At 73.7% G+C, this 20,893-nt stretch carries 17 protein-coding genes; 7 read left to right on the top strand and 10 right to left on the bottom strand.

What is annotated here, in order from left to right; genetic code table 11:
• Positions 1-10: 10 nt before the first annotated feature.
• The 5 genes from C7C46_RS07515 to C7C46_RS37240 all read right to left on the bottom strand — a co-directional run bounded on the left by C7C46_RS07515 (position 11) and on the right by C7C46_RS37240 (position 4,732).
• Complete coding sequence (locus C7C46_RS07515) at positions 11-874, bottom strand: geranyl diphosphate 2-C-methyltransferase (protein ID WP_110667043.1); 864 nt, start codon at positions 872-874, stop codon at positions 11-13.
• A gap of 70 nt (positions 875-944) precedes the next feature.
• Positions 945-2,369: a family 2B encapsulin nanocompartment shell protein gene (locus C7C46_RS07510; RefSeq protein WP_110667041.1), complete on the bottom strand. Its 1,425-nt coding sequence runs from the start codon at positions 2,367-2,369 to the stop codon at positions 945-947.
• Between the two features lie 288 nt (positions 2,370-2,657).
• Positions 2,658-3,752: a hypothetical protein gene (locus C7C46_RS07505; protein ID WP_181442242.1), complete on the bottom strand. Its 1,095-nt coding sequence runs from the start codon at positions 3,750-3,752 to the stop codon at positions 2,658-2,660.
• 93 nt (positions 3,753-3,845) lie between these two features.
• Positions 3,846-4,613 (bottom strand): bestrophin-like domain, encoded by a 768-nt coding sequence (locus tag C7C46_RS07500; RefSeq protein WP_110667039.1) that lies wholly within the window; start codon positions 4,611-4,613, stop codon positions 3,846-3,848.
• Positions 4,610-4,732 carry a hypothetical protein gene (locus tag C7C46_RS37240; protein ID WP_281278526.1) on the bottom strand — a complete coding sequence of 41 codons (123 nt, stop codon included), beginning with the start codon at positions 4,730-4,732 and terminating at the stop codon, positions 4,610-4,612. The genes C7C46_RS07500 and C7C46_RS37240 overlap by 4 nt, the downstream gene beginning before the upstream one ends.
• Positions 4,733-5,026: 294 nt before the next feature.
• Between C7C46_RS37240 and C7C46_RS34850 the strand changes: the two genes are divergently transcribed.
• Positions 5,027-5,230 carry a hypothetical protein gene (locus C7C46_RS34850; RefSeq protein WP_220040575.1) on the top strand — a complete coding sequence of 68 codons (204 nt, stop codon included), beginning with the start codon at positions 5,027-5,029 and terminating at the stop codon, positions 5,228-5,230.
• Positions 5,231-5,370: 140 nt separating this feature from the next.
• On the opposite strand, the gene C7C46_RS07485 is transcribed toward C7C46_RS34850, so the two are convergent.
• Positions 5,371-6,045 (bottom strand): TetR/AcrR family transcriptional regulator, encoded by a 675-nt coding sequence (locus C7C46_RS07485; RefSeq protein WP_110667035.1) that lies wholly within the window; start codon positions 6,043-6,045, stop codon positions 5,371-5,373.
• A 199-nt stretch (positions 6,046-6,244) separates the two neighbouring features.
• On the opposite strand from C7C46_RS07485, the gene C7C46_RS07480 reads away from it, so the two are divergent.
• Positions 6,245-6,862 carry a class I SAM-dependent methyltransferase gene (locus C7C46_RS07480; protein ID WP_110667033.1) on the top strand — a complete coding sequence of 206 codons (618 nt, stop codon included), beginning with the start codon at positions 6,245-6,247 and terminating at the stop codon, positions 6,860-6,862.
• Positions 6,863-6,879: 17 nt separating this feature from the next.
• On the opposite strand, the gene C7C46_RS07475 is transcribed toward C7C46_RS07480, so the two are convergent.
• The 3 genes from C7C46_RS07475 to C7C46_RS07465 form a co-directional block, all read right to left on the bottom strand.
• On the bottom strand, positions 6,880-9,192 hold the full coding sequence (locus C7C46_RS07475) for a WD40 repeat domain-containing protein (protein WP_110667031.1): 2,313 nt from the start codon (positions 9,190-9,192) through the stop codon (positions 6,880-6,882).
• A 407-nt stretch (positions 9,193-9,599) separates the two neighbouring features.
• A complete protein-coding gene (gene ltrA / locus C7C46_RS07470; RefSeq protein WP_245984270.1) occupies positions 9,600-10,988 on the bottom strand; it encodes a group II intron reverse transcriptase/maturase in 1,389 nt (462 codons plus the stop codon).
• A gap of 654 nt (positions 10,989-11,642) precedes the next feature.
• The gene (locus C7C46_RS07465; protein WP_245984275.1) at positions 11,643-14,186 is read right to left on the bottom strand and encodes a SpoIIE family protein phosphatase; all 2,544 of its coding nucleotides are present in this window, start codon (positions 14,184-14,186) and stop codon (positions 11,643-11,645) included.
• Between the two features lie 274 nt (positions 14,187-14,460).
• Here C7C46_RS07465 and C7C46_RS07460 point away from each other — a divergent pair, with 274 nt between their 5' ends.
• Together C7C46_RS07460 and C7C46_RS07455 are read left to right on the top strand one after the other, a co-directional pair.
• The gene (locus C7C46_RS07460) at positions 14,461-15,000 is read left to right on the top strand and encodes a hypothetical protein (protein WP_110667027.1); all 540 of its coding nucleotides are present in this window, start codon (positions 14,461-14,463) and stop codon (positions 14,998-15,000) included.
• A gap of 131 nt (positions 15,001-15,131) precedes the next feature.
• Positions 15,132-16,091, top strand: coding sequence for an NAD(P)/FAD-dependent oxidoreductase (locus C7C46_RS07455; protein ID WP_181442240.1), 960 nt, complete (start codon positions 15,132-15,134; stop codon positions 16,089-16,091).
• Here C7C46_RS07455 and C7C46_RS07450 read toward each other — a convergent pair.
• Positions 16,009-17,652 (bottom strand): SDR family oxidoreductase, encoded by a 1,644-nt coding sequence (locus tag C7C46_RS07450; protein WP_110667023.1) that lies wholly within the window; start codon positions 17,650-17,652, stop codon positions 16,009-16,011. The genes C7C46_RS07455 and C7C46_RS07450 overlap by 83 nt on opposite strands.
• Positions 17,653-17,814: 162 nt before the next feature.
• Here C7C46_RS07450 and C7C46_RS07445 point away from each other — a divergent pair, with 162 nt between their 5' ends.
• The 3 genes from C7C46_RS07445 to C7C46_RS07435 all read left to right on the top strand — a co-directional run bounded on the left by C7C46_RS07445 (position 17,815) and on the right by C7C46_RS07435 (position 20,859).
• Positions 17,815-18,396 (top strand): sigma-70 family RNA polymerase sigma factor, encoded by a 582-nt coding sequence (locus tag C7C46_RS07445; RefSeq protein ID WP_245984269.1) that lies wholly within the window; start codon positions 17,815-17,817, stop codon positions 18,394-18,396.
• Positions 18,393-19,463: a MerR family transcriptional regulator gene (locus C7C46_RS07440; protein ID WP_425470032.1), complete on the top strand. Its 1,071-nt coding sequence runs from the start codon at positions 18,393-18,395 to the stop codon at positions 19,461-19,463. Before C7C46_RS07445 ends, C7C46_RS07440 begins: the two co-directional genes overlap by 4 nt.
• A gap of 73 nt (positions 19,464-19,536) precedes the next feature.
• Positions 19,537-20,859 (top strand): NAD(P)/FAD-dependent oxidoreductase, encoded by a 1,323-nt coding sequence (locus C7C46_RS07435; protein ID WP_425470031.1) that lies wholly within the window; start codon positions 19,537-19,539, stop codon positions 20,857-20,859.
• Positions 20,860-20,893 lie beyond the last annotated feature (34 nt).

Raw genomic sequence — 20,893 nt, 5'->3', positions numbered from 1 at the left:
TGAGGACCCGTCAGGCCTTGTCGGCGACGATCATCAGGTAGTGGAAGCTGCCCTCCTTGTACGCCGTCAGGAACGGCTCCTCGATGCCGGTCGCCACCGAGGACTGCGCCCGCAGCTCCCAGTACGGGATGGTGTCCGCGGTCAGGTCCACCACGGAGATCGGCACCAGGTTGTTCGCCGCCATCGCCTTGAAGTACTCGCTGCGGGCGTGGATGTTGCAGATGTAGTGCTGGTCGATCTGGCTGACCGCCTTGGACCGCAGGCCGGTCACGTCGTTGTAGCAGCCGGTGATGCAGACGTAGCGGCCGCCGAACTCCAGCAGCCGGGAGAACTCGGCGAAGGCCTCGTACAGGTCCACGTACATGGTGGTCTCGTTGGTCCAGATCGCCTTGCGCGAGCCGGTCTCCAGGCCGGTGTCCAGCATGTTGCGGAAGTGGAAGCGCACCTTGTCGGAGACCCCGCGCAGCTGCGCCTGCTCGTTGGCGAAGCCGACCTGGTACTCCGAGATCGACACCCCGTCGATCTCGCAGCCGAACCGCGCGTTGGCCATGATGCTGGTGCCGCCGCGGCCGGATCCGGCGTCCAGCAGCTTGTGCTGCGGGCCGACCGCGCCGAGCTGGGAGAGCAGCACCTCGGCCTGGGCGGTCTCCAGCCGGTGCATCTCGTTGATCATGCGCTGCGGCCTGGTCTCCTCCGGGCCGGCCAGCACCGAGGGGTCGTACTCGCCCAGGCCGTAGTGGTGGTGGTACAGGCCGTCGACCTCGCCCAGCCGCAGGTTGACCGGATCCTCCTGGTTGGTGTTCCAGTAGTTGGCCACCGACTTCTGGAAGGCGGTGCGCAGGACCTGGGCCGGGTTCGGTGCGGTCGTGGTCATGGCGGTACTCCGTTCGTAGGCAGGGCTGAGGGACTGACGTGAGGTCAGGAGGCCTGGCGGCCGCTCGGACTCAGTCGCGCGGGCGCGCGACCTCGACGTTCTCCAGCACCCCGAGCGCGTCCGGGACCAGGGCGGCGGCGGAGAAGTACGTGCTGACCAGGTAGGAGATCACGGCCTTCTCGTTGATCCCCATGAACCGGACGTTCAGGCCCGGCTCGTACTCGTCCGGGATGCCGGTCTGGTGCAGGCCGACCACGCCCTGGTTGTGCTCGCCGGCCCGGATCGCGATGATCGAGGAGGTGTGGCCGCCGAGCACCGGGATCTTGCCGCAGGGGAAGATCGGCACCCCGCGCCAGGCCGGGATGTGGTGGCCGCCGAGGTCCACGCTGCCGAAGTAGATGCCGCGCCGGCTGCACTCGCGGCCGAAGGCGGCGATCGCCTTCGGGTGGGCGAAGATGTGCGAGGTCTCCCGGCGCATGCTGAGCAGCTCGTCCAGGTCGTCGGGGGTGGGCGGGCCGGAGTGGGTCTGGATCCGCTGGTCGTACTCGGCGTTGGCCAGCAGGCCGAACTCCGGGTTGTTGACCAGCTCGTGCTCCTGCCGCTCGCGCAGCGCCTCGATGGTGAGCTTGAGCTGCTGCTCGATCTGGTTCATCGGGTCGTTGAACAGGTCGGCGACCCGGCTGTGCACCCGCAGCACGGTCTGCGCCACGCTCAGCTCGTACTCGCGCGGGCTCAGTTCGTAGTTGACGAAGGTGCCGGGCAGGTCCGGCTCGCCGTCGTGGCCGGCGGCCAGCTCGATCTCGGCCTCGCCGTGCTGGTTCTGCGCCTGGGTGTGGGTGTCCAGGTAGTCGCTGATCGCCTGGCGCAGCTCGGGCGAGCGGTCCACCAGCTCCTGGAAGGCGCCCCAGGGCAGGGTGAGCACGGTGGCGGTGGTGGCCGCCTTGACGGTGTACTCCCAGAGCGCGTCGGACTGGCGGACCGCCTCGTCGCCCAGGTGGTCGCCGTCGGCCAGGTGGCCGACCACGGTGGTCTCGCCGTACTTGCCGGTGCCGATCTTGTTGATCTTGCCGTGCGCGATCAGGTAGACCTCTTCGATCGGCTGCCCGGCCTCCACCAGGACCTCGCCCGGGGCCACCTCGCGCTGGGTGAACCGGCCGGCCAGCTCGGCCAGCAGCGCGTCGTCGGCGACATCGCGCAGCACCGGCATCTCGCGCAGCGTGGGCGGCACGATCCGCACCTCGGCGCCGGTCTTGGCGAAGCTGATCCGGCCGCGTCCGACCGCGTAGCTGAGGCGGCGGTTGACCCGGTAGGTGCCGCCGGAGACCTGCACCCAGGGCAGCGCCTTGAGCAGCCAGCGCGAGCTGATGCCCTGCATCTGCGGCTCGGACTTGGTGGTCGTGGCGAGGTTGCGCGCCGCCACGGTGCTGAGGCTGAGCCGGCTCTGACCCGGTGCCTGCTGCGGCTCGGCCGGGGCCGGCCCGGTCTCGATCGACATCGACTGTCTCCCATTCAGGTTCACGGGATGTAGCGCGAACGAGGGAATTCCGCCGCGCAATCCGATTGCACCGCATGGGCATGCCGTGTGGGTGGGCGGCCGACATTTTCCCGGGCACGGGAGAGGTGAGCGGAAAGCCGCGCGCCCCCCATATGATCCGCCTGGTGGAAGGGGCTGAGCTGGAGAAACGTTCCCCGAAGATCGTTATTCGCAGCTGATAGGAAAGTACGACTTATATGGAACCGCTGTCTGCGGGTTCCGGGCTCGGGTTATAAACCTACTCCGCTGTCAACGCGGTTCTCCGGGCCGGCGGTCGGCCGGGCGGCGCGGCGGGATCGACGGGGTGGGGAAGTCCCGCGGACCGGTCCACAGCGCCGGCACCGCATCGCCGCGGCGGGCCAGCTCGTAGGCGATCGCCTCGTAGTTGACCCGCCAGCCGTGGAAGTGCGGCCAGGCCAGCGCCGCGGTCCGTTCCGCCTCGAAGCCGGCCGTGACGATCATCGCGACCGCCGCGTCGAACTCGGCGAAGCTGAGCCGGATCGGCGCGTCCGGCTCCGGGTCCGCGTCGTAGTCGATCCGGACCACCCGGGCGATGTCGCGCAGCGCCGTGAACCCGGCCCGCAGCACCAGCCGGGCCTCCGGCGGCGCCGTGCGCGGACTGATCGCCAACTGGATGGCGGCCGCGTCCATCACCGCGATCAGCCCGACGATCCAGCTGCGGTACGGCTGCGGCGAGCGGAAGGAGAGCAGGGCCGGGTAGTTGGAGTGGCTCTCGCCGAGCTCGGCGGCCAGCCGTTCCCAGTCCCGGTACAGCCGGGGCAGCGCGGTCTCGGTGTCCACCAGGGACTGCCGGGCCAGCAGCTCCGGGCCCCAGGCGGGCTCGCCGGCCCGGGACTGCAGCAGGGTGACCTCGACCTCGCGGCGGTTGTAGGACCCGTACAGGGTCGGCAGGTAGGCGATCTGCAGCGCGATCACCAGCGGGCCGCTGGCCGCGGCCACGAAGTCCAGCATCGACAGCCGCAGCCGGTCGCCGCTGGCGAAGCCCAGGGTGAACAGGCTGGACCCGGCCTCGCGCAGCGAGACGGTCCAGGACAGTCCCGAGTTGGCGTAGGTCAGCAGGGTGTAGGAAGCCAGCATCGCCAGCAGCCAGCAGAGCAGCATGCCGGTCAGCACCAGCGGGGCCAGCCAGGCCTGGGCCCGGTCGTGGGCCCGGTAGGTGTTGCCGAACGGGCGGGCGGCCAGGTGCAGCAGGGCCCGCAGGGACCGCCACAGCCGCATCACCAGCGAGGAGTACAGCCCGCGTGGCACCACCATGGTGCGCAGGATGCTGGCCACGGTCAGGGTCAGCAGCAGCAGTCCGCCCAGCGCGGCGATCGTCCTCATGCCAGCCATTGTCGATCATCACTCCGGCGGCCGCTGAAACGGGGTGGGCCCCGGCGCGGTGCGCCGGGGCCCGGAGAGGGGGGTACGTGAGATTCAGTTGCCCATCGGTGCGACCGGCGGCGCTGCCGGAGTGGGCTGTGCGGAGAGCTGGCTGAACCGGTCCAGGCTCTGCTGGTAGGCCACCGGGGTGACGTGCATCGGGCCGGAGTACGGGTGGGTCATGTGCAGCACCAGGTAGATCCCGAAGCCGACCACCGCGCCGACCAGGCCGAGCGCGATCGACTCCCGGCGGTGGAAGGTCAGGCCCGCGATCGGCGCGTACAGCAGCACCAGCAGCCCGGTGCCGATCAGCGCCGGGTAGAGCGGGGCGGGCAGCGAGAGCGAGGTGTCCGCCAGCCGGATCTGGCGCTTGGTGTAGATGTCGTCCAAGTCGCTGACCAGGGTGGAGCGTTGCGGTGAGGCCGGGAGCGCCTCGACGTGGGTGCGGACGGCGTCCAGGCTGCTCCAGGCGGTAGGCGCGGCGTTGCCGTTCGCCATCGCGGAGAAGTCCTGCCCGATCACCGAGTCGACGTAACTGCGCAGCAGCGGACGGGTGCTGGGGTCGGCGTCGGTGTAGGCCGCGTTCAGCGCCCGGGCCTCGTCCCAGGTGTGGCCGCGGGCGGTGTTCAGGTTGGACCAGGAGCCGGCGATCAGGAAGGCGGCGACCAGGATGAACGAGGAGAGCGAGGCCGAGCCCAGGAAGCTGAGCGCACCGGAGGAGAAGTTGCCCTCGCGGGAGCGGGTGGTGCGGCCGAAGGCGGCCAGGATGCCGACGGCCAGTCCGGCGCCGAGGATCACGGCGAGGACGATACCGATGCTCAACGACGTCTCCCTGCAGTGTGGTTGATGAAGCTGACGGCAGCCGCGACGACCGCCGGGATGGTGATGGCGACAAAGGCGAAGACGTTCTGCGGGTCGCCGGCAGGGGTGGCGAGGTCCACGGGGTGCTGGACGGGGGTGGCGGTCGCGGTCTTCAGCTGGGTGGCTGGTGGCGGAGCGGGCAGGGCGGGTGTGGGAGTGGGGGACGCGTGGGTCGGGGTGGGCTTCGGCGCGGGCGGCGGTGGGGCCGGGTGCGGGGGAGCGGGCTTGACCGGTGTGGGCGGGGGTGGGGGTGGCGGGACGACGGGGTGCGTGGGGGGCGGCGGCGGTGGGGGTGGCGGGGGTGGGGGGCACGGCACCGGCGGCGGTGGCGGCGGATCGGGCGGGCAGCCGCACCAGCAGTCGTTCTGGTGCGCGTGGCCGTGGTCGTTCCCGTGGTGGTGGCCGTGCTGGTCGCAGTCGTGGCCGTGGTGGCCGTCGTGGTCCCCGCCCTCGCGGTCCCCGTCCCCGCGGTTCCCGCCCTCGTGGTCCCCACCGGCGTGGCCGGCGCGGTCCCCGTGGCCGGATCCTTCGACTGTTCGGTCGACTTCTCGGTCCCCATCCATGAAGCAGGACGATAATCACGCGCACCCGTTCGGTTCGCCGATTCTCCGGCCCCGCCGGTGGAATGACCCGTCCGGGCGACGCCGGCATCGCGCTGGTGTACGTGTGCCGAACTCATGTTCCGGCACATCGGCCCGGGTGGCCGGCCCGGGCCGGCTCAGCCCAGGTAGCGGCGCAGCAGCACCTTGCACTCCGCGATCAGCTCCGGATCGCCGTCCCGGTCCCGCTGGAAGGCGAGCTTGAGCACCGCGTCGGCGCACTCCAGCGCGACCCGCAGGGCGAGCGCGCCCGGTCGCCGGCCGTCGCCGGCCAGGTGCTCGGAGGTGAGCCGGTGCAACAGTGCGGCCACCGCGCTGTTGTTGTCCAGGTCCAGGTCCAACAGGTGCTCGACGTCGTCCAGCAGCGGCGGGGTGGGGCCGGTCAGTCCGAAGTCGAGCGCTCCGAAGCCCGGCACCGCCCGCTTCATCGCGACGAACTCCTCCACCGCCAAGTCCACGAAGCCGCCGATGCCCTGGGGGCTCTCGGCGGCCAACCGCCGGGTCAGCCGGTCCAGGTAGCGGCTCAGGTTGCGCCGGGCCAGCGCGGCCAGCAGGCTCTGCTTGCCGGTGAAGAACTGGTACAGCGTGCCGATCGGCACCTGGGCCCGGGCCGCGATCTCCTTGGTGGTCAGCGCCGCCGCACCCTGCTCGTCCAGCAACTCGGCGCAGGCGTCCAGGATCCGCTCCAGCCGCTGCTGGCTGCGCTGTTGCACCGGCCGTCGGCGCAGGCCGGGTTCGGTCGCCGCGGAAGTACCGCCGCCCCGTCTCGCCTCGTCCGTGCTCCGTCCGGTCATCGCGCCGCCCCTTCCTGCTGCCTGGCCGCTCCCACTCTGCCGCATCGGGTGCGTCGGGCGCGAATCACCTGCCTGAGCACCCCTCATGTTCCCGTCGGCCCGGCGCCCGGTGAACCGCCCCCGTACAACCGCTCGTTGACCGGTACGGAGGCCGGGTGCGCGGAGCGGGCGTACCCGGCCTCTGGATATCCTCGGGCGGATGACCACCGATTCCGCCGCGCCCGGGCCGAGCGCCGCCGGGTACGGCGCCGCCGCCGCGCAGCTGGCCGAGCAGTACGAGAGCGTCAGCTTCGAGGAGGTGCACCGCGCGGTGCACCACCTGTATCCCCGGCACCCGAGCACGGTGCTCGACGTCGGCGCGGGCAGCGGTCGGGACGCGGCCGCCCTCGCCGCCCTGGGCCACACCGTGACCGCCGCCGAACCCACCGCCGAGCTGCGGGCGTTGGGCCGCCGGCTGCACGCCGGGCGGGCGATCGACTGGGTCGACGACGCCCTGCCCGGCCTGCCGGTGCTCACCGCCCGTCCGTCCCGCTTCGAGCTGGTCCTGCTCACCGCCGTCTGGATGCACCTGGACGCCGCCGAGCGCGCCGTCGGCTTCGCCTCCCTCGCCGCGCTGCTGCGCCCGCGCGGGCGGCTGGTGCTCTCGCTGCGCCACGGCCCGGTCCCGCCCGGCCGGCGGATGTTCGAGGTGACGGCCGCCGAGACGCTCGCGCTGGCCGCCGAGCACGCCCTGACCCCGCTGCACCGGGCCGAGCGCGCCGACCTGCACGGGCGCCCGGGCGTCAGCTGGACCTGGCTCGCCTTCGAAGCAGCCTGACGGTCCGTCAGCAGATTTCAGGGCCACGGGAAGTAGGCCAACTCCGTGCCGTAGCCGACCACGAAGCCGGTGTGGACCGGGGCGAGCAGGGTGCCCGGGTCGGGCAGGTGGAAGTGGTGCAGCTCGCGGCCGGTGGCGCAGTGCCAGAGGGTGACCCGCTGGTCGTCGCCGGTGGTGAGCACCACCGGGGTGCCGTTCGGCAGGGTGGCGGTGGCCACCGACCAGATCGGGTTGACCGGTTCGGTCAGGGTGTGCCGCAGCCGCCCTGCGGCCAGGTCCCAGACCGCGACGCCGCTCTCCCGGCCCGCCGTGACGGCCAGTAGGGTGCCGTCGCCGGCCGTGCTCGCCGCCAGCGCCCGGACCGGGCCCAGGTGGCCGGTCAGGGCGTGCCGGGCCTGACCGGTGCTCAGGTCCCAGGCCGTCAGCGTGCGGTCCGGACCCACTGTCAGGAGCAGGGGCGTGCCGTCGGCCGCCGTGCTGACCACGGGGGCGAGTTCGGTGCGGCCGGGCAACTGGAACCGGTGCTTGCCGCTGACCAGGTCCCAGACCGACAGCCCCGCCTCCGGCCCGCTGCTGACGGCGAGCGGGGCGCCGTCGGCCGCCACCGCCACGGTCAGGGCGCTCGCTTCCAGCCGGCGGGTCAGGGTGTGCGCCGGGCTGCCGGCGGCGGACAGGTCCCGGACCGTGAGCCCGGCGGCCCGGTCCAGCACCACCGCCAGCGGCCGCCCGTCCACCGTCTGCGCGGTGGCCACCGCCCGGCCGGACCGGGACAGCACCTGCTGCGGCCGACCGGTGGCCAGGTCCCAGAGCGTCACCGCGCGGTCCCGGTCCAGGGTCAACGCGAGCGGGGTGCCGTCCGGCGCGGTGGTGGTGGCCACCGACAGCACCGGTGCGGCCGGCTCACCCAGCGGGTACAGCCGCCGCCCCGCCGCCAGGTCCCAGACCAGCGCGGTGTGGTCGGCGGCGACCGTGACGGCCAGTTCGGTGCCCTCGGGCGCGGCGGTGGTGGCGACCGCGGTGATCCCGTCGGTGTGGCCGAGCAGCGGGCGCGGTCCGGCCGCACCGGCCAGCCGCCAGACGCCGGCGGTCAGGTCCCGGCTGGTGGTGACGGCCAGCGGGCTGCCGTCGGCGGCGGTCGCGGTGGCCAGCGCGAGCACGGTGTCGGTGTGGCCGGTGAGCACCTCCTGGCGGACCCCGGTGGCCAGGTCCCAGACCGCCATGCCGAGATCCGGTCCGCTGGTGACGGCCAGCAGGGTGCCGTCCTGGGCCGGGGCCACCGCCACGGCGGTGACCTGGTCGGTGTGGCCGGTCAGGGTGCGCAGGGCCTGCCCGGTGGCCAGGTCCCAGACGACGGCGGTGCGGTCGTGGCTGCCGGTGACGGCGAGCGGGTGGCCGTCCGCGGCGGTGGCGGTGGCCAGGGCGGTGACGGGGCGGTCGTGGCCGTTGAGCAGGTGCAGGCGGCGCCCTTCGGCCAGGTCCCAGACGGTGGCGCTGCCGAACCAGCTGGTGGTGACGGCCAGTGCCCGTCCGTCGGAGCTGGTGGCGGTGGCCAGCGCGCCCACCGAGTCGGCGCGGTCGGTGAGCACGTGCCGACCGCGCCCCTCGGCCAGGTCCCAGACCAGCACGCTGCCGTCCCAGCTGGTGGTGACGGCCAGCGCCCGCCCGTCCGGGGTGGTGGCGGTGGCCAGGGCGACCACGGTGTCGGTGTGGCCGCGCAGGGTGTGCCGGAGCTTGCCGCTGGTCAGGTCCCAGACCAGGACCGTGTGGTCGTGGCCGGCGGTGACGGCCAGCGGCTCGCCGTCCTCGGTGGTCAGCACGGCGACCGCGGACAGCGCCGCGGTGTGGCCGACCAGGGTGTGGCGCGGCTGACCGGTGCTCAGGTCCCAGACCAGGGCGAGCCGGTCGCGCCCGGCGGTGACGGCCAGCGGCGGACCGTCCGGCGGGGCCAGGGTGGCGACGGCGGTCAGCTGGCCGGTGTGCCCGGCCAGCGCGTGGCGGCGGCGCCCGGTGCGCAGGTCCCAGCTGTTGGCCGCTCCCTGGCGCCCGGCGGTGACGGCCAGCGGGACGCCGTCGGCCCCGGTGACGGTGGCCAGCGCGCCGGCCAGGCCGATGCCCCCGCGCAGCGTGTGCAGGCGGGCGGGGTGGCCGCGCCGGGTGGCCCAGCGAGGGGTGAGCGGCTGCTGGCGGCCGTTCAGCCGCAGCACGCTGAGCGCGCGGACCAGGTCGGGCAGCCGACGGCCGGCCGCGTCGAGGGCGAGCAGGTCGCGGCGGACCTCGGCGCGGTGCCGGCGCGGGTCGTCCCCGGTCTCCGCCTCCGGCACCCGAGCCATCCGCCCCCTTGCTCCGCGTCGTGCTGTTGTTCTGGTCCTGCGGTCCGTGGTGAACCGGGCGCAGTTCGCAACTGGATCAACTGATCAATCGTCAGAAATCTAGGCGTCGACAGTAGTGCCAATCAACCGATTCCGCACAACCCGTCCGGCGGAGCGCCAGAACGGCCGAGAAGTCACCCCGTGCAGGCTGCCGGCGCGAACGGCACGCGCTCCGCGCACACCGCGCGCCGACCCGCGCCCGCCCCGGGCCCCCGCCCGGCGCGCCCGGTCACTCCTGCGCCCACGACTCCAGGTGGTGAGTCGGCCCGGGGCGCGGTGGCGGGATTACTCCCGGTCCGTTTCCCCGGACCGCTCTCCGAACCCGCCGTGCCGATCTCTCGGCAACGGGCTCTCCACGGTTCCTGCCGTCAGGCGGGGTTCGCAGGTGGCCATGGGGCTGGGATCTTGTTGCCCCGGTAGGTGTAGCGGGAGACCGTCACACCCTCGATCCGGAAGTACTCGACCCCGTCCGCCGCTATCTTCCACCGCCCGGAGGCGGCCAGATGGCGTCGGACCTGACCCCAGTTCCAGCCGTGGCGCGCCCGCAGCATGTGGACCAGTCTCCACCAGGTGAAGTCGTCCAGTTTGCTGAAGGTGTGTTTGGCCACGGCGTACTTGAAGTAGTTGGCCCATCCGCGCATGATCTGACCGAGCCTGATCAGAACCGACGCGAAGTCCTGCTGCGATGTCTTGTGCGTCAGGGCACGGATCTTCGCCTTCAACGTCCGAACGGGCCGGACCGCGATGAAGGTGTAGACGTACCACTTCGCCGTCCCCCTCTTGCGCTTCCACCGGATGCGGAAGCCGAGGAAGTCCAACCCGTCGCTCATATGCACCACTTGGGTCTTGGCCGGTGACAGCCGCAACCCGAGCGGGGCCAGCGCGACGGCGACGTCTTCGCGCAGCGCCTCGACGTGCTCGCGCTCACCGTGCACCAAGACGACGAAGTCGTCCGCGTAGCGGACCAGCCGCCACGTCGGCCGCCCCTTGGAGCGCCGGTACTCGCGCTTGCCGGGGGTCGACATCGCCCCGCCCGGCTTCCACGGCCCCATCACGTGCTCATCGAGCACCGACAGGGCGATGTTGGCCAGCAGCGGAGACAGGATGCCACCCTGCGGCGTGCCGGTCATGGTCTCCCGATGCTCACCGAGCTCCGTAAGGATCCCGGCCTTCAGGAACGCCTTGACCAGCGCCAGGACGCGCTTGTCCTTCACCCGGCGACGCACCCGGTCCATCAGCACCGCGTGGTCGATCGAGTCGAAGCACGCCTCGATATCCGCATCCAGCACCCAGCGGTAGCCGCGGGAGCCGAAGTGGTGGATCTCGGCGATCGCGTCCTGCGCACGCCGCTTGGGCCGGAACCCGTACGAGCACGGCAGAAACTCCGCCTCGAAGATGGGCTCCAGCACCAGTTTCAGCGCCGCCTGGACGACCCGGTCCGCAACCGTCGGAATCCCGAGCGCGCGAACCTTCCCCGACCCGCCCGGTTTCGGGATCTTGCGCTCCCGCACCGGAAGTGGTCGGAACGAACCGCCCCTGAGACCGGCCCGCAGGTCGTCCAGGAACCCGGGCACGCCCACCCGCTCCGCGACGTCGGCGACCGTAAGGCCGTCCACGCCAGCGGTGCGCGCACCCTGGTTCCCCGCGACCCGGTCGAACGCCACGATCAGCGTCGCCGGGTCACACACGAAGTTGAACAAGTCATCGAACCGGCGGCCAGGATCGGCCACCGCCCAACGGTGAAGCTTGGCCTGCATCTCCGATACCCTCGCTCCCGGCCCGGCCGGACCAGGACGAGGAGCACCGCCGTTCGGCGACGCGTCTTCCGGCATTGCAGCATCCCTCCCCTCTCGAAACCGCTGCCGCCCTTCCCCATGTGGCCGGCTTTCCCGACCTCGGAGTACTACGGCGGCTCCGCCCCGCCCCAGGCCGATCGGCGGTCGACGCACCCAACCCCACCAACGCCGCTGGACACGACGCGCAGGGCAAGACCCGGGACGGTTCCCGTGTTCACTGTGGTTCGCTCAACGAAGTAGGAGCCCGACTATGCCCCTGCGGCATCGCTGCGAGTACGCCGCAGACCTTCCTCGCAGCCTCCCTGGCAGCTCATGCCCACCACCTCGGAAGTTCCCCGCCACCAACGGCGACGGGTGCGCACCGCTTCCAGCCCAGATCCACCAGGTTCGAGCTGGCGTCGCATAAAGGGGGTGTCACACGCCGGTTCCTCGCGTACTCCTCTCCGTCCCGCTCGCCGAACCCGAACCGTCTGGCAGTACCGGCCCGTCCCGGCTTTGTCAGGGCTGCTCCCACCCTCCCCGGCGTCACCCGGATCAGGCTGCCCTCAGCTCCACCGCCCTGCTGCGACAGGGTCAGCGGTGAAGGTCTCTCACCTCCACTCGAACCACAGCGCCTCACGGCGCACCCACGACCCCCGCCACGCCCCCGATCCCGTCCGCCGTGCCCTCCGAAGGCCCGCCCTCCGCCGGGGTCTGCTCGCACCAGATCACCTTTCCCTCCGCCGTGTACCGGGTCCCCCAGCGGTGGGCCAGCTGGGCCACCAGGAAGATCCCGCGGCCGCCCTCGTCCGTGGTGGCCGCCCAGCGCAGGTGCGGCGCCGTGCTGGACCCGTCCGACACCTCGCAGACCAGGCTGGTGTCGTACAGCAGCCGCACTCGCACCGGCGCCGCCCCGTAGCGGATCGCGTTGGTGATCAGCTCGCTCAGGATCAGCTCGGTCGCGAAGCCCAGCCCGTCCAGGCCCCAGCGGGCGACCTGGCGGGCGCAGGCGGCGCGGACCGGCGCCACCGCCGCCGGGTCCATCGGCACCTCCCACTCGGCGCTGCGGTCGGCCGCCAGCAGCCCGGTCCTGGCCACCAGCAACGCCACGTCGTCCGCCGGGTGCCCGACCAGCATCGCCCGGGTGACCGCCTCGCAGATCCGCTCCGGATCCCGCCCCGCCTGCTCCGCCAGCGTGCGGCGCAGCCGCGCCAGCCCCACGTCGATGTCGCTGTCCCTGGTCTCCACCAGCCCGTCGGTGAACAGCACCAGCTGCGACCCGGGCGCCAGCTTGAGTTCCGTGGTCTCGAACGGGTGCCCGCCCACGCCCAGGGGCGGTGACACCGCCACCTCCGGGTACCCCACCGTCCCGTCCGGCTCGATCAGGGCCGGCCGCAGGTGCCCGGCCCGGGCCAGCACGCAGCTCCCGGAGACCGGGTCGTACACCGCGTACACGCAGGTCGACCCGGCGATCTCCAGCCCCGCCCCCTCCTCGTCCAGCTGGGCCACCAGCTCGTCCAACCGCCCCAGCACCTCCTCCGGCGGCAGGTCCAGCGCCGAGAAGTTGCGGATCGTGGTGCGCAGCCGCCCCATCGCCACCGCCGCGTTGATGCCGTGGCCGACCACGTCGCCCACCACCAGCGCGGTGCGCAGGCCCGGCAGGCCGATCACGTCGAACCAGTCGCCGCCCACCCCCGCGTGCGCTGGCAGGTAGCGGAAGGCCACGTCCAGTCCGGTGCGGTGCGGCAGGGTCCGCGGCAGCAGGCTGTGCTGCAGTGCCACCGCCAACCCGTGCTCGCGGGTGAACCGGCGGGCGTTGTCGATCGAGACCGCGGCCCGGGCCGCCAGCTCCTCGGCCAGCACCAGGTCCTCCGGGTCGAAGCCCGGGCCCGGCGCCGAGCGGCGGAACTCCACCAGCCCCAGCACCAGGCCGCGCACCACCAGCGGGGCCAGCACCACCGCCCCGGCCTCGCTCGACACCGCCCGTCCGGTGGCCAGCGCGCGGGCCTGGTCCGTGCGGTCCCGTGCGGTGAGTTCGGTGCCCACCCGGGCCAGCCGGGCCGGCTCGGCCCCGCGCACCGCGGTGCGGTGCAGCCGGCGCCCGGCCCGCTCCGGGTCCTCGCCCTGGGTCACCTCCTCCAGCAGGTCGACCGCCACCGTGTCGGCGAACCCGTTCACCGCCACCTCGGCGAGCTCCTCGCAGGTGCGGGTCATGTCCAGGGTGCGGCCGATCCGCATGCCCGCCTCGTGCATCAGCCGGCTGCGCTGCCCGGCCGCCGCCACCCGGTTGCTCAGCTCGTGCAACTCGGTGGAGTCGCGCAGCGTCACCACGCTGCCGGGCAGGCCGCCGTAGGGAGCGGTGGGCCGCCGGTTCACCGCGAGCAGCCGATCGCCCGCCTGGTGGATCACGTCCGTCACCTCGGTCAGGTCCGTCCCGCCGGTCAGCAGCGCGGTGGTCGCCGGGTCCAGCCCCAGCTCGGTGACCGGGCGCTGCTCGGCGTCCTCGGGCAGGTCGAGCAGCCGGCGGGCCTCGTCGTTGGCGAGCAGCAGCCAGCCGTCCGCGCTGACGATCAGCACGCCCTCGCGCACCGCGTGCAGCACCGCGTTGTGGTGGTCGTACATCCGGGCCAGCTCGGTCGGCCCCAGGCCCCGGGTCTGGCGCAGCAGCCGGCGGGCGGTGAACGCGGTGGCCACCGCGGCCAGTGTCACGGCGGCCGCGGTCCCGCCGATCAGCACCGGCAGGTGGGCGCCTACCACCGAGTTGACCTTGCCGACGGTGATGTTGACCGCCACCACGCCCCGTTCCTTCCCGTCCGGCCCGAAGACCGGGACGGCGGTGGCGGTGGAGCGGTAGCCCCGGTCGTCGATGTCGAAGGTGACGGACCGTCCGGCGCGCAGTTCGGGCAGCACCTTGGTGGCCACGTTGGCGGGCGGGCTGTACGGGCGGCCGATGTAGTCCGGGTAGGGCGAGGTGAGCTGGACGAAGCTGGTGGAGAAGACGACCACCGAGTCCACCCCGGTGGCCTGGCGCACCGCCTCGGCCTGCGGTTGCAGGACGGCCGACGGGTCCGGGCTCTCCAGCGCCTCGACCAGCCCGGGCGCGCGGGCGAAGGACTCGGCCACGCTGCTGGTCACCCGGCGGGCCTCGGCGTTCGCGCTGGAGCGGGCCTGCAGCACCATCGCCGTCACGGCGGCGCCGACCAGCAGCAGCACCACGACCAGCTCGCCCAGGAAGATCCGCCCCGCCAGGCTGTGCACCGACAGCAGCGCACGCACCCCGGTGGCGCCCCGCGACCGCGGCTCACTGCGGCTGCGCGACGACCGGGGCCCTCGCCGGTGTCCCACCACATCTCATCGTGGGCCGCTGGCGAAGCGGACCGCAAACGGGTCGCCGGGCGGGGGAGGGGTGTCGCTACAGTGGCTCGGGCGGGGAAGCCACGACGGGGGGTCGGGGATGAGCGGGGTGCGGTCCGGCGGCGGTTGCGCCGGTGTGGTGATCGTGGGGGCGCTGGCGGTGCTGTTCGGACTGCTCTTCCTGGGGCACCCCGGCAGCTCGCTCGGCGGCGGGTCGCAGCAGGGGACCCTCGCGCTGCCGAAGACGGTCGAGCACAAGCGCCTGGTGGCGGGTGCCGGCGGTGGGGGCGACGGGACGGGCGCGGAGGGCCTGCCCGGGGGCGCACTGCCCGGCCTGCAAGGGGGTGTCTACGGCGACGCGCCCGGGACGCCGAACATCTGGGTGGTGCTGACGGCTCCCGACGACCACGGGCAGGCCGACGCCTGGCTCACCGCCGGCGGCCCCGGCGGCGACGCCGCCCCGGTCCCCTGCCCGGCCCTGCGGATCGGCGGCACCGCCACCTGCTACCGGGACGCGCACACCGGCCGCACCACCTGCACCTGGGCCGACGGGATCCACTTCCTGCTGGTCGCGGGGCCGGCCGAGCGGGAGGCCGTCCAGCAGGTGCTGCTGCGGGTCCACGACGGCACCGAGCAGTGAACGGGGCGGGCCGAGAACGCCTGGCGCCCGATCCGACGTAGTGAAGCGGCATTTCGGCCTGGACCGCGGTCGCGGCCGCCGGCGCCGATATGGTCGGTGCAGCTCGCAGGACCACCCGGAGGAGTGCCGCCGTGACGTCAACTCACCAGGACGGGCGGGTCGATGGGACGCCCGGCGAGATGGTCGACGCCCTGGTCGTCGGCGGCGGCCCGGCCGGTCTGTCGGCCGCGCTCTGCCTGGCTCGCTACAACCGCCGGGTGCTGGTCTTCGACACCGGCCACGGCCGGTCGACGCACCATCAGGTGAACCGCAACTACCTGGGCTTCCCGGACGGCATTCCCACCATCGAGCTGCGCCGGATCGCCCGCGAGCAGGTCTCGCGCTACCCGCAGGTGGAGTTCCACCAGCACGCCATCACGCACCTCACCGGGGACGCCGAGAACGGCTTCACCGCGCACGCCCAGGGCCGCAGTTGGCGCGGGCGCACGGTGGTGCTGGCCACCGGCGTGCTCGACCACTTCCCGCACTTCCACGGCTGGGAGTCCTACGTCGGCCGGTCGATGTTCTGGTGCATCGCCTGCGACGGCTACGAGAACCGCGGCCGCGACATCCTGGTGGTCGGGCACACCGACGCCGCCGCCGGCGAGGCGATGCAGCTGTTCAGCCTGACCGACCGGATCCGGCTGCTGACCAACAGCGAGCGCGACGAGATCAGCCCGGTGCTGCGCGGCCGGCTCGCCAAGGCCGGCATCGAGGTGATCCACGACCAGCTGCACGGGGCCGAGGGCGCCGACGGCATGTTCACCGCGGTGCTCACCAAGGGCGGGCGCCGACTCGAACTGGAGTCGCTGTTCAGCATTCAGGGCGCGACCCCGGAGACCCGGGCGCTGCGCTCACTGGGGGTCGAACTGAACGCGGCCGGCTACGTGGTGGTGGACGAGGAGCAGCACACCTCGATGCCCGGGGTCTACGCCGCCGGCGACCTCAGCTCCCGCCACTCGCACCAGGTCAGCGTCGCCGTGCACGAGGGCTCGCAGGCCGCCTCCTCGGCCAACTACTTCCTCTACCCGCCTGAGCTGAAGGAGGGCTGACGGGCGGGGCGGCCGGAGGGCTGACCGCGGCCGCCCGCCCGGCCCGGGCCGGCTCGGTGATGTTGCGGGCCATCCCGCCGAAGACCACCGCGTGGAACGGGGCCACCGCCCACCAGTAGACGTGGCCGGCCAGGCCGTGCGGGTGGAACAGGGCGCGCTGGCGGTAGCGCGTGCCGCCCTCGCCGTCCGGCTCGACGGACAGCTCCAGCCAGGCCAGCCCGGGCAGCCGCATCTCGGCGCGCAGGCGCAGCAGGTGCGGGCGCTCGATGGCCTCCACCCGCCAGAAGTCCAGTGCGTCGCCCACCCGCAGCCGGGCCGGGTCCCGCCGCCCGCGGCGCAGGCCGACCCCGCCGACCAGCCGGTCCAGCCAGCCGCGCAGCGCCCAGGCGAGCGGGAACGAGTACCACCCGTTGGTTCCGCCGATGCCCTCCACCACCCGCCAGACCTCCGCCGGCGCAGCGGCCGTCCGCCGCTCCCGGACGTCCTGGTACAGGCTGCCGCCGGCCCAGTCGGGGTCGGTGGGCAGCGGGTCGCTGGGGGCGTCGGACAGGGTCGCGGAGGACCACCGGGTCACCACCTCGTCGTCCCGGATCCGGCGCAGCGCGAGTCGGACCGCCTGGTCGAAGCCGATCAGGCCGCCGGGCGGGTCGGGCACCCGGTCGGCGATGTCGTGCTCGGTGCAGACCACCTCGTGGCGCAGCGACTCGACCAGTGGGCGCGCGATGGCGTTCGGCACGGGGGTGACCAGGCCCACCCAGTGGCTGGACAGGCCGGGGGTGAGCACCGGCACCGGGAGGATCCGGCGCCGGCCGAGCCCGGCGACCTGGGCGTAACGCCGCATCATCTGGCGGTAGGTCAGCACCTCGGGGCCGCCGATGTCGAAGCTGCGGCCGGCGCCGGCCGCACCCTGCGCCCCGGCTCCGGATTCGGCCCCGATGGTGAAGGAGGCGGCGGCCACCAGGTAGCGCAGCACGTCGCGGACGGCGATCGGCTGGATCCTGGTGTCGACCCAGCTCGGGGTCACCATGAGGGGCAGCCGCTCGGTCAGGTAGCGCAGCATCTCGAAGGAGGCCGAGCCGGAGCCGAGGATCACGGCGGCGCGCAGTTCGACGGTCGGCACCGCGCCCGTCCGCAGCACCCGGCCGACCTCGGCCCGCGAGCGCAGGTGCGGGGAGAGGTCGGCCTCCGGCACGCCCTGCGGCAGCAGCGCGCCCAGGTAGACGATCCGGCGCACCCCGGCAGCCTCGGCCGCCCGGGCGAAGGCCTGGGCGGCGGCGCGGTCGGTGGCCTCGAAGCCGGGCCCGGAGGTGAGCGAGTGCACCAGGAAGTAGGCGATGTCCACGTCCGCGAAGGCCGACAGCAGCGTTTCGGGCCGGGTGACGTCCGCGGCGACAGCCTCGACCTGGTCGCGCCAGGGGTAGTCGCGCAGCCGCTGCGGGTTCCGGGCCAGGCAGCGCACCCGGTAGCCGGCAGCCAGCAGTTCGGGCACCAGCCGGCCGCCGATGTACCCGGTGGCGCCGGTCACCAGGCAGCGCGGTCCGGCGGGGTTCGGTCCGCTCATCGGTACCTCCGGGAGTCTGCTGGGGGCCACCAATCAGGGTCGATCCGGGGCCGCCGAACCGCCATTCGCAGCGCTCGCGCAGCGATTCGCCCACGGCGGGGTGAATCGCTGCACAAAGGCTGCGAGTGGTGTCCGCTCCGTGCCTGGTACCACGGTGAACGGGTGACCGTGCACTTGTATCAGCGCCCCGCGACCAGGACCGGCAGCGACCACCTCGACCACCTCCTGGTGCGGGTGGCCGACGGGGACGAGGCCGCGTTCGCCGCGCTGTACCGCGAGGTCGCCGCGCCGGTCCACGGTCTGGCCCGGCGGATCCTGCACAGTACTGTCCATGCCGAGGAGGTGGTGCAGGAGGTGCTGCTGGAGGTGTGGCGGACCGCCCCGCGCTACCGGCCCGAGCGGGGGACGGCGCTGGCCTGGGTGCTCACGATGGCGCACCGCCGCGCGGTGGACCGGGTCAGGTCGGTGCGGGCGGCCCGGGCCCGCGAGGAGCGCGACGCCCGGCGCGCGGGGCCGGTCGGCGGCTCGGTGCCCGAGCAGGTCGAGGAGCGGATCGAGGCGCAGCGCGTCCGGTCCGGGCTCGCACGGCTGACCGGGGCGCAGCGCGAGTCGCTGGTGCTGGCCTACTACGGCGGGTACTCGCAGAGCGACATCGCCCGGATCCTCGATCTGCCGCTGGGCACGGTCAAGAGCCGGATGCGGGCCGGGCTGCGCAGGCTGCGCACCGCGTACGAGGAAGCATGAGCGAGCGGGAGCCGATGGCGACGGGTGAGGCGGTGGCGGCGGGTGGCGCGCAGGCGCTGCCGGGCGGCGAGGTGGCGATGCCGACCGGGGCGGTGGCGCGCCGGCTCGGGGTCTCGCCGACCACGGTCCGTTCCTGGGAACGCCGCTACGGCATCGGCCCGACCCACCGCGAGCCCGGCCACCACCGGCGGTGGAGCCCGCAGGACATCGCGGTGCTGGAGGCGATGTGCCGCCTGACCGCCCGCGGGGTCCCACCGGGCGAGGCGGCCCGGGCGGCGCTGCTCGCCCGTGGTGCCGACGCCCGGCCGGCGGCGGCCGTCCCGTCCACAGCTCTCCTGCCCGCCCCCGTCCCCTCCGCGGTCGGCTCCGCGGGCGGCCCGGAAGCCCGTCCCGGCGAACCGGGCGGCAGCCGGCAGCTCGCACTGGGCGCCGTCCGCCCGGAGTGCCGGGGCCTGACCCGGGCCGCCGTGCGACTGGACGCGCCCCGGGTCGCCGACATCCTGCAACAGGCCGTCGACTCGCTGGGGATCCTCGAGGCCTGGACCGGGGTGATGTTGCCCGCGCTGCGGGCCGCCGGGCGCAAGTGGGCGGCGGACGGCGAGCAGTACGTCGAGGTCGAGCACCTACTCTCCTGGCACGTCTCCACCGTGCTGCGCGCCGCGGCCGTGCGCCCCACCGCGCTGCGGCCGGTGCCGCCGGCGCTGCTGGCGGCCGCGCCCGCCGAGGAGCACACCCTGCCGCTGGAGGCGGTCGCGGCCGGGCTGACCGAACGCGGGCTCCCGTTCCGGATGCTCGGCGCCGCCGTACCGCCCCGGGCGCTGCTGGAGACCGTCCAGCGGATCGGACCGGCCGCCGTGCTGCTCTGGTCCCAGGGCCCGCGCACCGCCGACCGCGCGCTGGCGCTGCGGGTGGCCGCAGCCGGCTGGGGCCCGCGCGGATCCCACGGCCGGGCCGCCGTACTGGCCGCCGGCCCCGGCTGGCGGCGCGCCGAGCACCCCGCGGGCGTCGCGGCTCCGCGCAGTCTGGCGGGCGCGCTCGACCTGCTCGAAGAGCTCATGACCAGATGACCGCCATTTGGAGCAAACCACCTGGCCTCCCGCTCCGAATCGGAGGTGAGAAGGGTGGGAGGACTCCATGGTGGTGGCAGAAGTTGACGGTGGGACGGCAGCGGGACGAGGGCGGGCCGGCGGCCGGGGGACGGTCGCCGTGGTCGGCTCCGGTGTCGCCGGGCTGACGGCTGCTTACCAGCTCCACCGGGCCGGGGTGGCGGTCGCGCTCTTCGAGGCCGACGAGCGGCTGGGCGGCCACGCCCACACGCAGTGGGCGACGGGCGCCGACGGCCGCCGGGTGGCGCTGGACACCGGGTTCCTGGTGCACAACGAGCGGACCTACCCGCACCTGGTGGCGATGTTCCGTGAACTGGGCGTCACCACCCGTGACAGCGAGATGAGCATGTCGGTGCGGTGCGACGGCTGCGGGCTGGAGTACGCGGGCGCGCGCGGCCCGGCCGGACTGCTGGCCCGGGCGGACGCGCTGCGCCGCGGGCGGTACCTGCGGATGCTCGCCGAGGTGCCGCGCTTCCACCGCCGGGCCCGCCGGCTGCTGGCCGACCCCGGCGCGGGCGACCCGACGCTGCGTGAGTTCCTGGCGGACGGCGGCTTCTCGCCGTACTTCACCAGCCACTTCAGCACCCCGGTGGTGGCCGCCGTCTGGTCCTGCGCCCCGGACCTGGCCGGCGACTACCCCGCGCGGTACCTCTTCAACTTCCTGGCCAACCACGGCATGCTCTCGGTCACCGGCTCGCCCCGCTGGCGCACCGTGGTGGGGGGCTCGCAGGACTATGTGTCCCGGATCGCCGAACGCCTGCCGGCGGTCCACCGCGGCGCGCCGGTGCGGACGGTGCGCCGCTACGTCGACGGGGTGGCGGTCACCACGCGGGACGGTCGGACCACCGAGGTGGACGCCGTCGTGATCGCCACCCACGCCGACCAGGCGCTCGCCCTGCTGGCCGACCCGAGCCGGGCCGAACAGGAGGTGCTCGGCGCCTTCCACTACTCGCGCAACCCCACCGTGCTGCACCGCGACACCGCCCAACTGCCGCGCGCCGCCCGGGCCCGGGCCTCCTGGAACTACCGGATGGCGCACTGCGCCGACGATGCCGCGGGCGTGCGGGTCAGCTACCACCTCAACCGCCTGCTCGGCCTCGACACCGCCGAGGACTACCTGGTGACCCTCAACGAGGACGCGGACCACCCCGTCGCGCCCGAGCACGTGGTCTCCCGCACCGTGTACGAGCACCCCGTGTACACGACGGAGAGCGTCGCCGCCCAGGCCCGGCTGCCCGAACTCAGCACCGGACGCACCGCGTTCGCCGGCGCCTACCACGGCTGGGGGTTCCACGAGGACGGCTGCCGCGCGGGCCTGGCGGCCGCCCGCGCCCTGCTCGGGGTGGGTGCGCCGTGACCGCCGCACAGACCGCTGCGGCGGCCGTCCTCCC

This window comes from Streptomyces tateyamensis, from assembly GCF_003205575.1.
GTDB classification, from domain to species: Bacteria; Actinomycetota; Actinomycetes; order Streptomycetales; family Streptomycetaceae; genus Kitasatospora; species Kitasatospora tateyamensis.
This window is presented reverse-complemented; position numbering and strand designations above follow the sequence as displayed.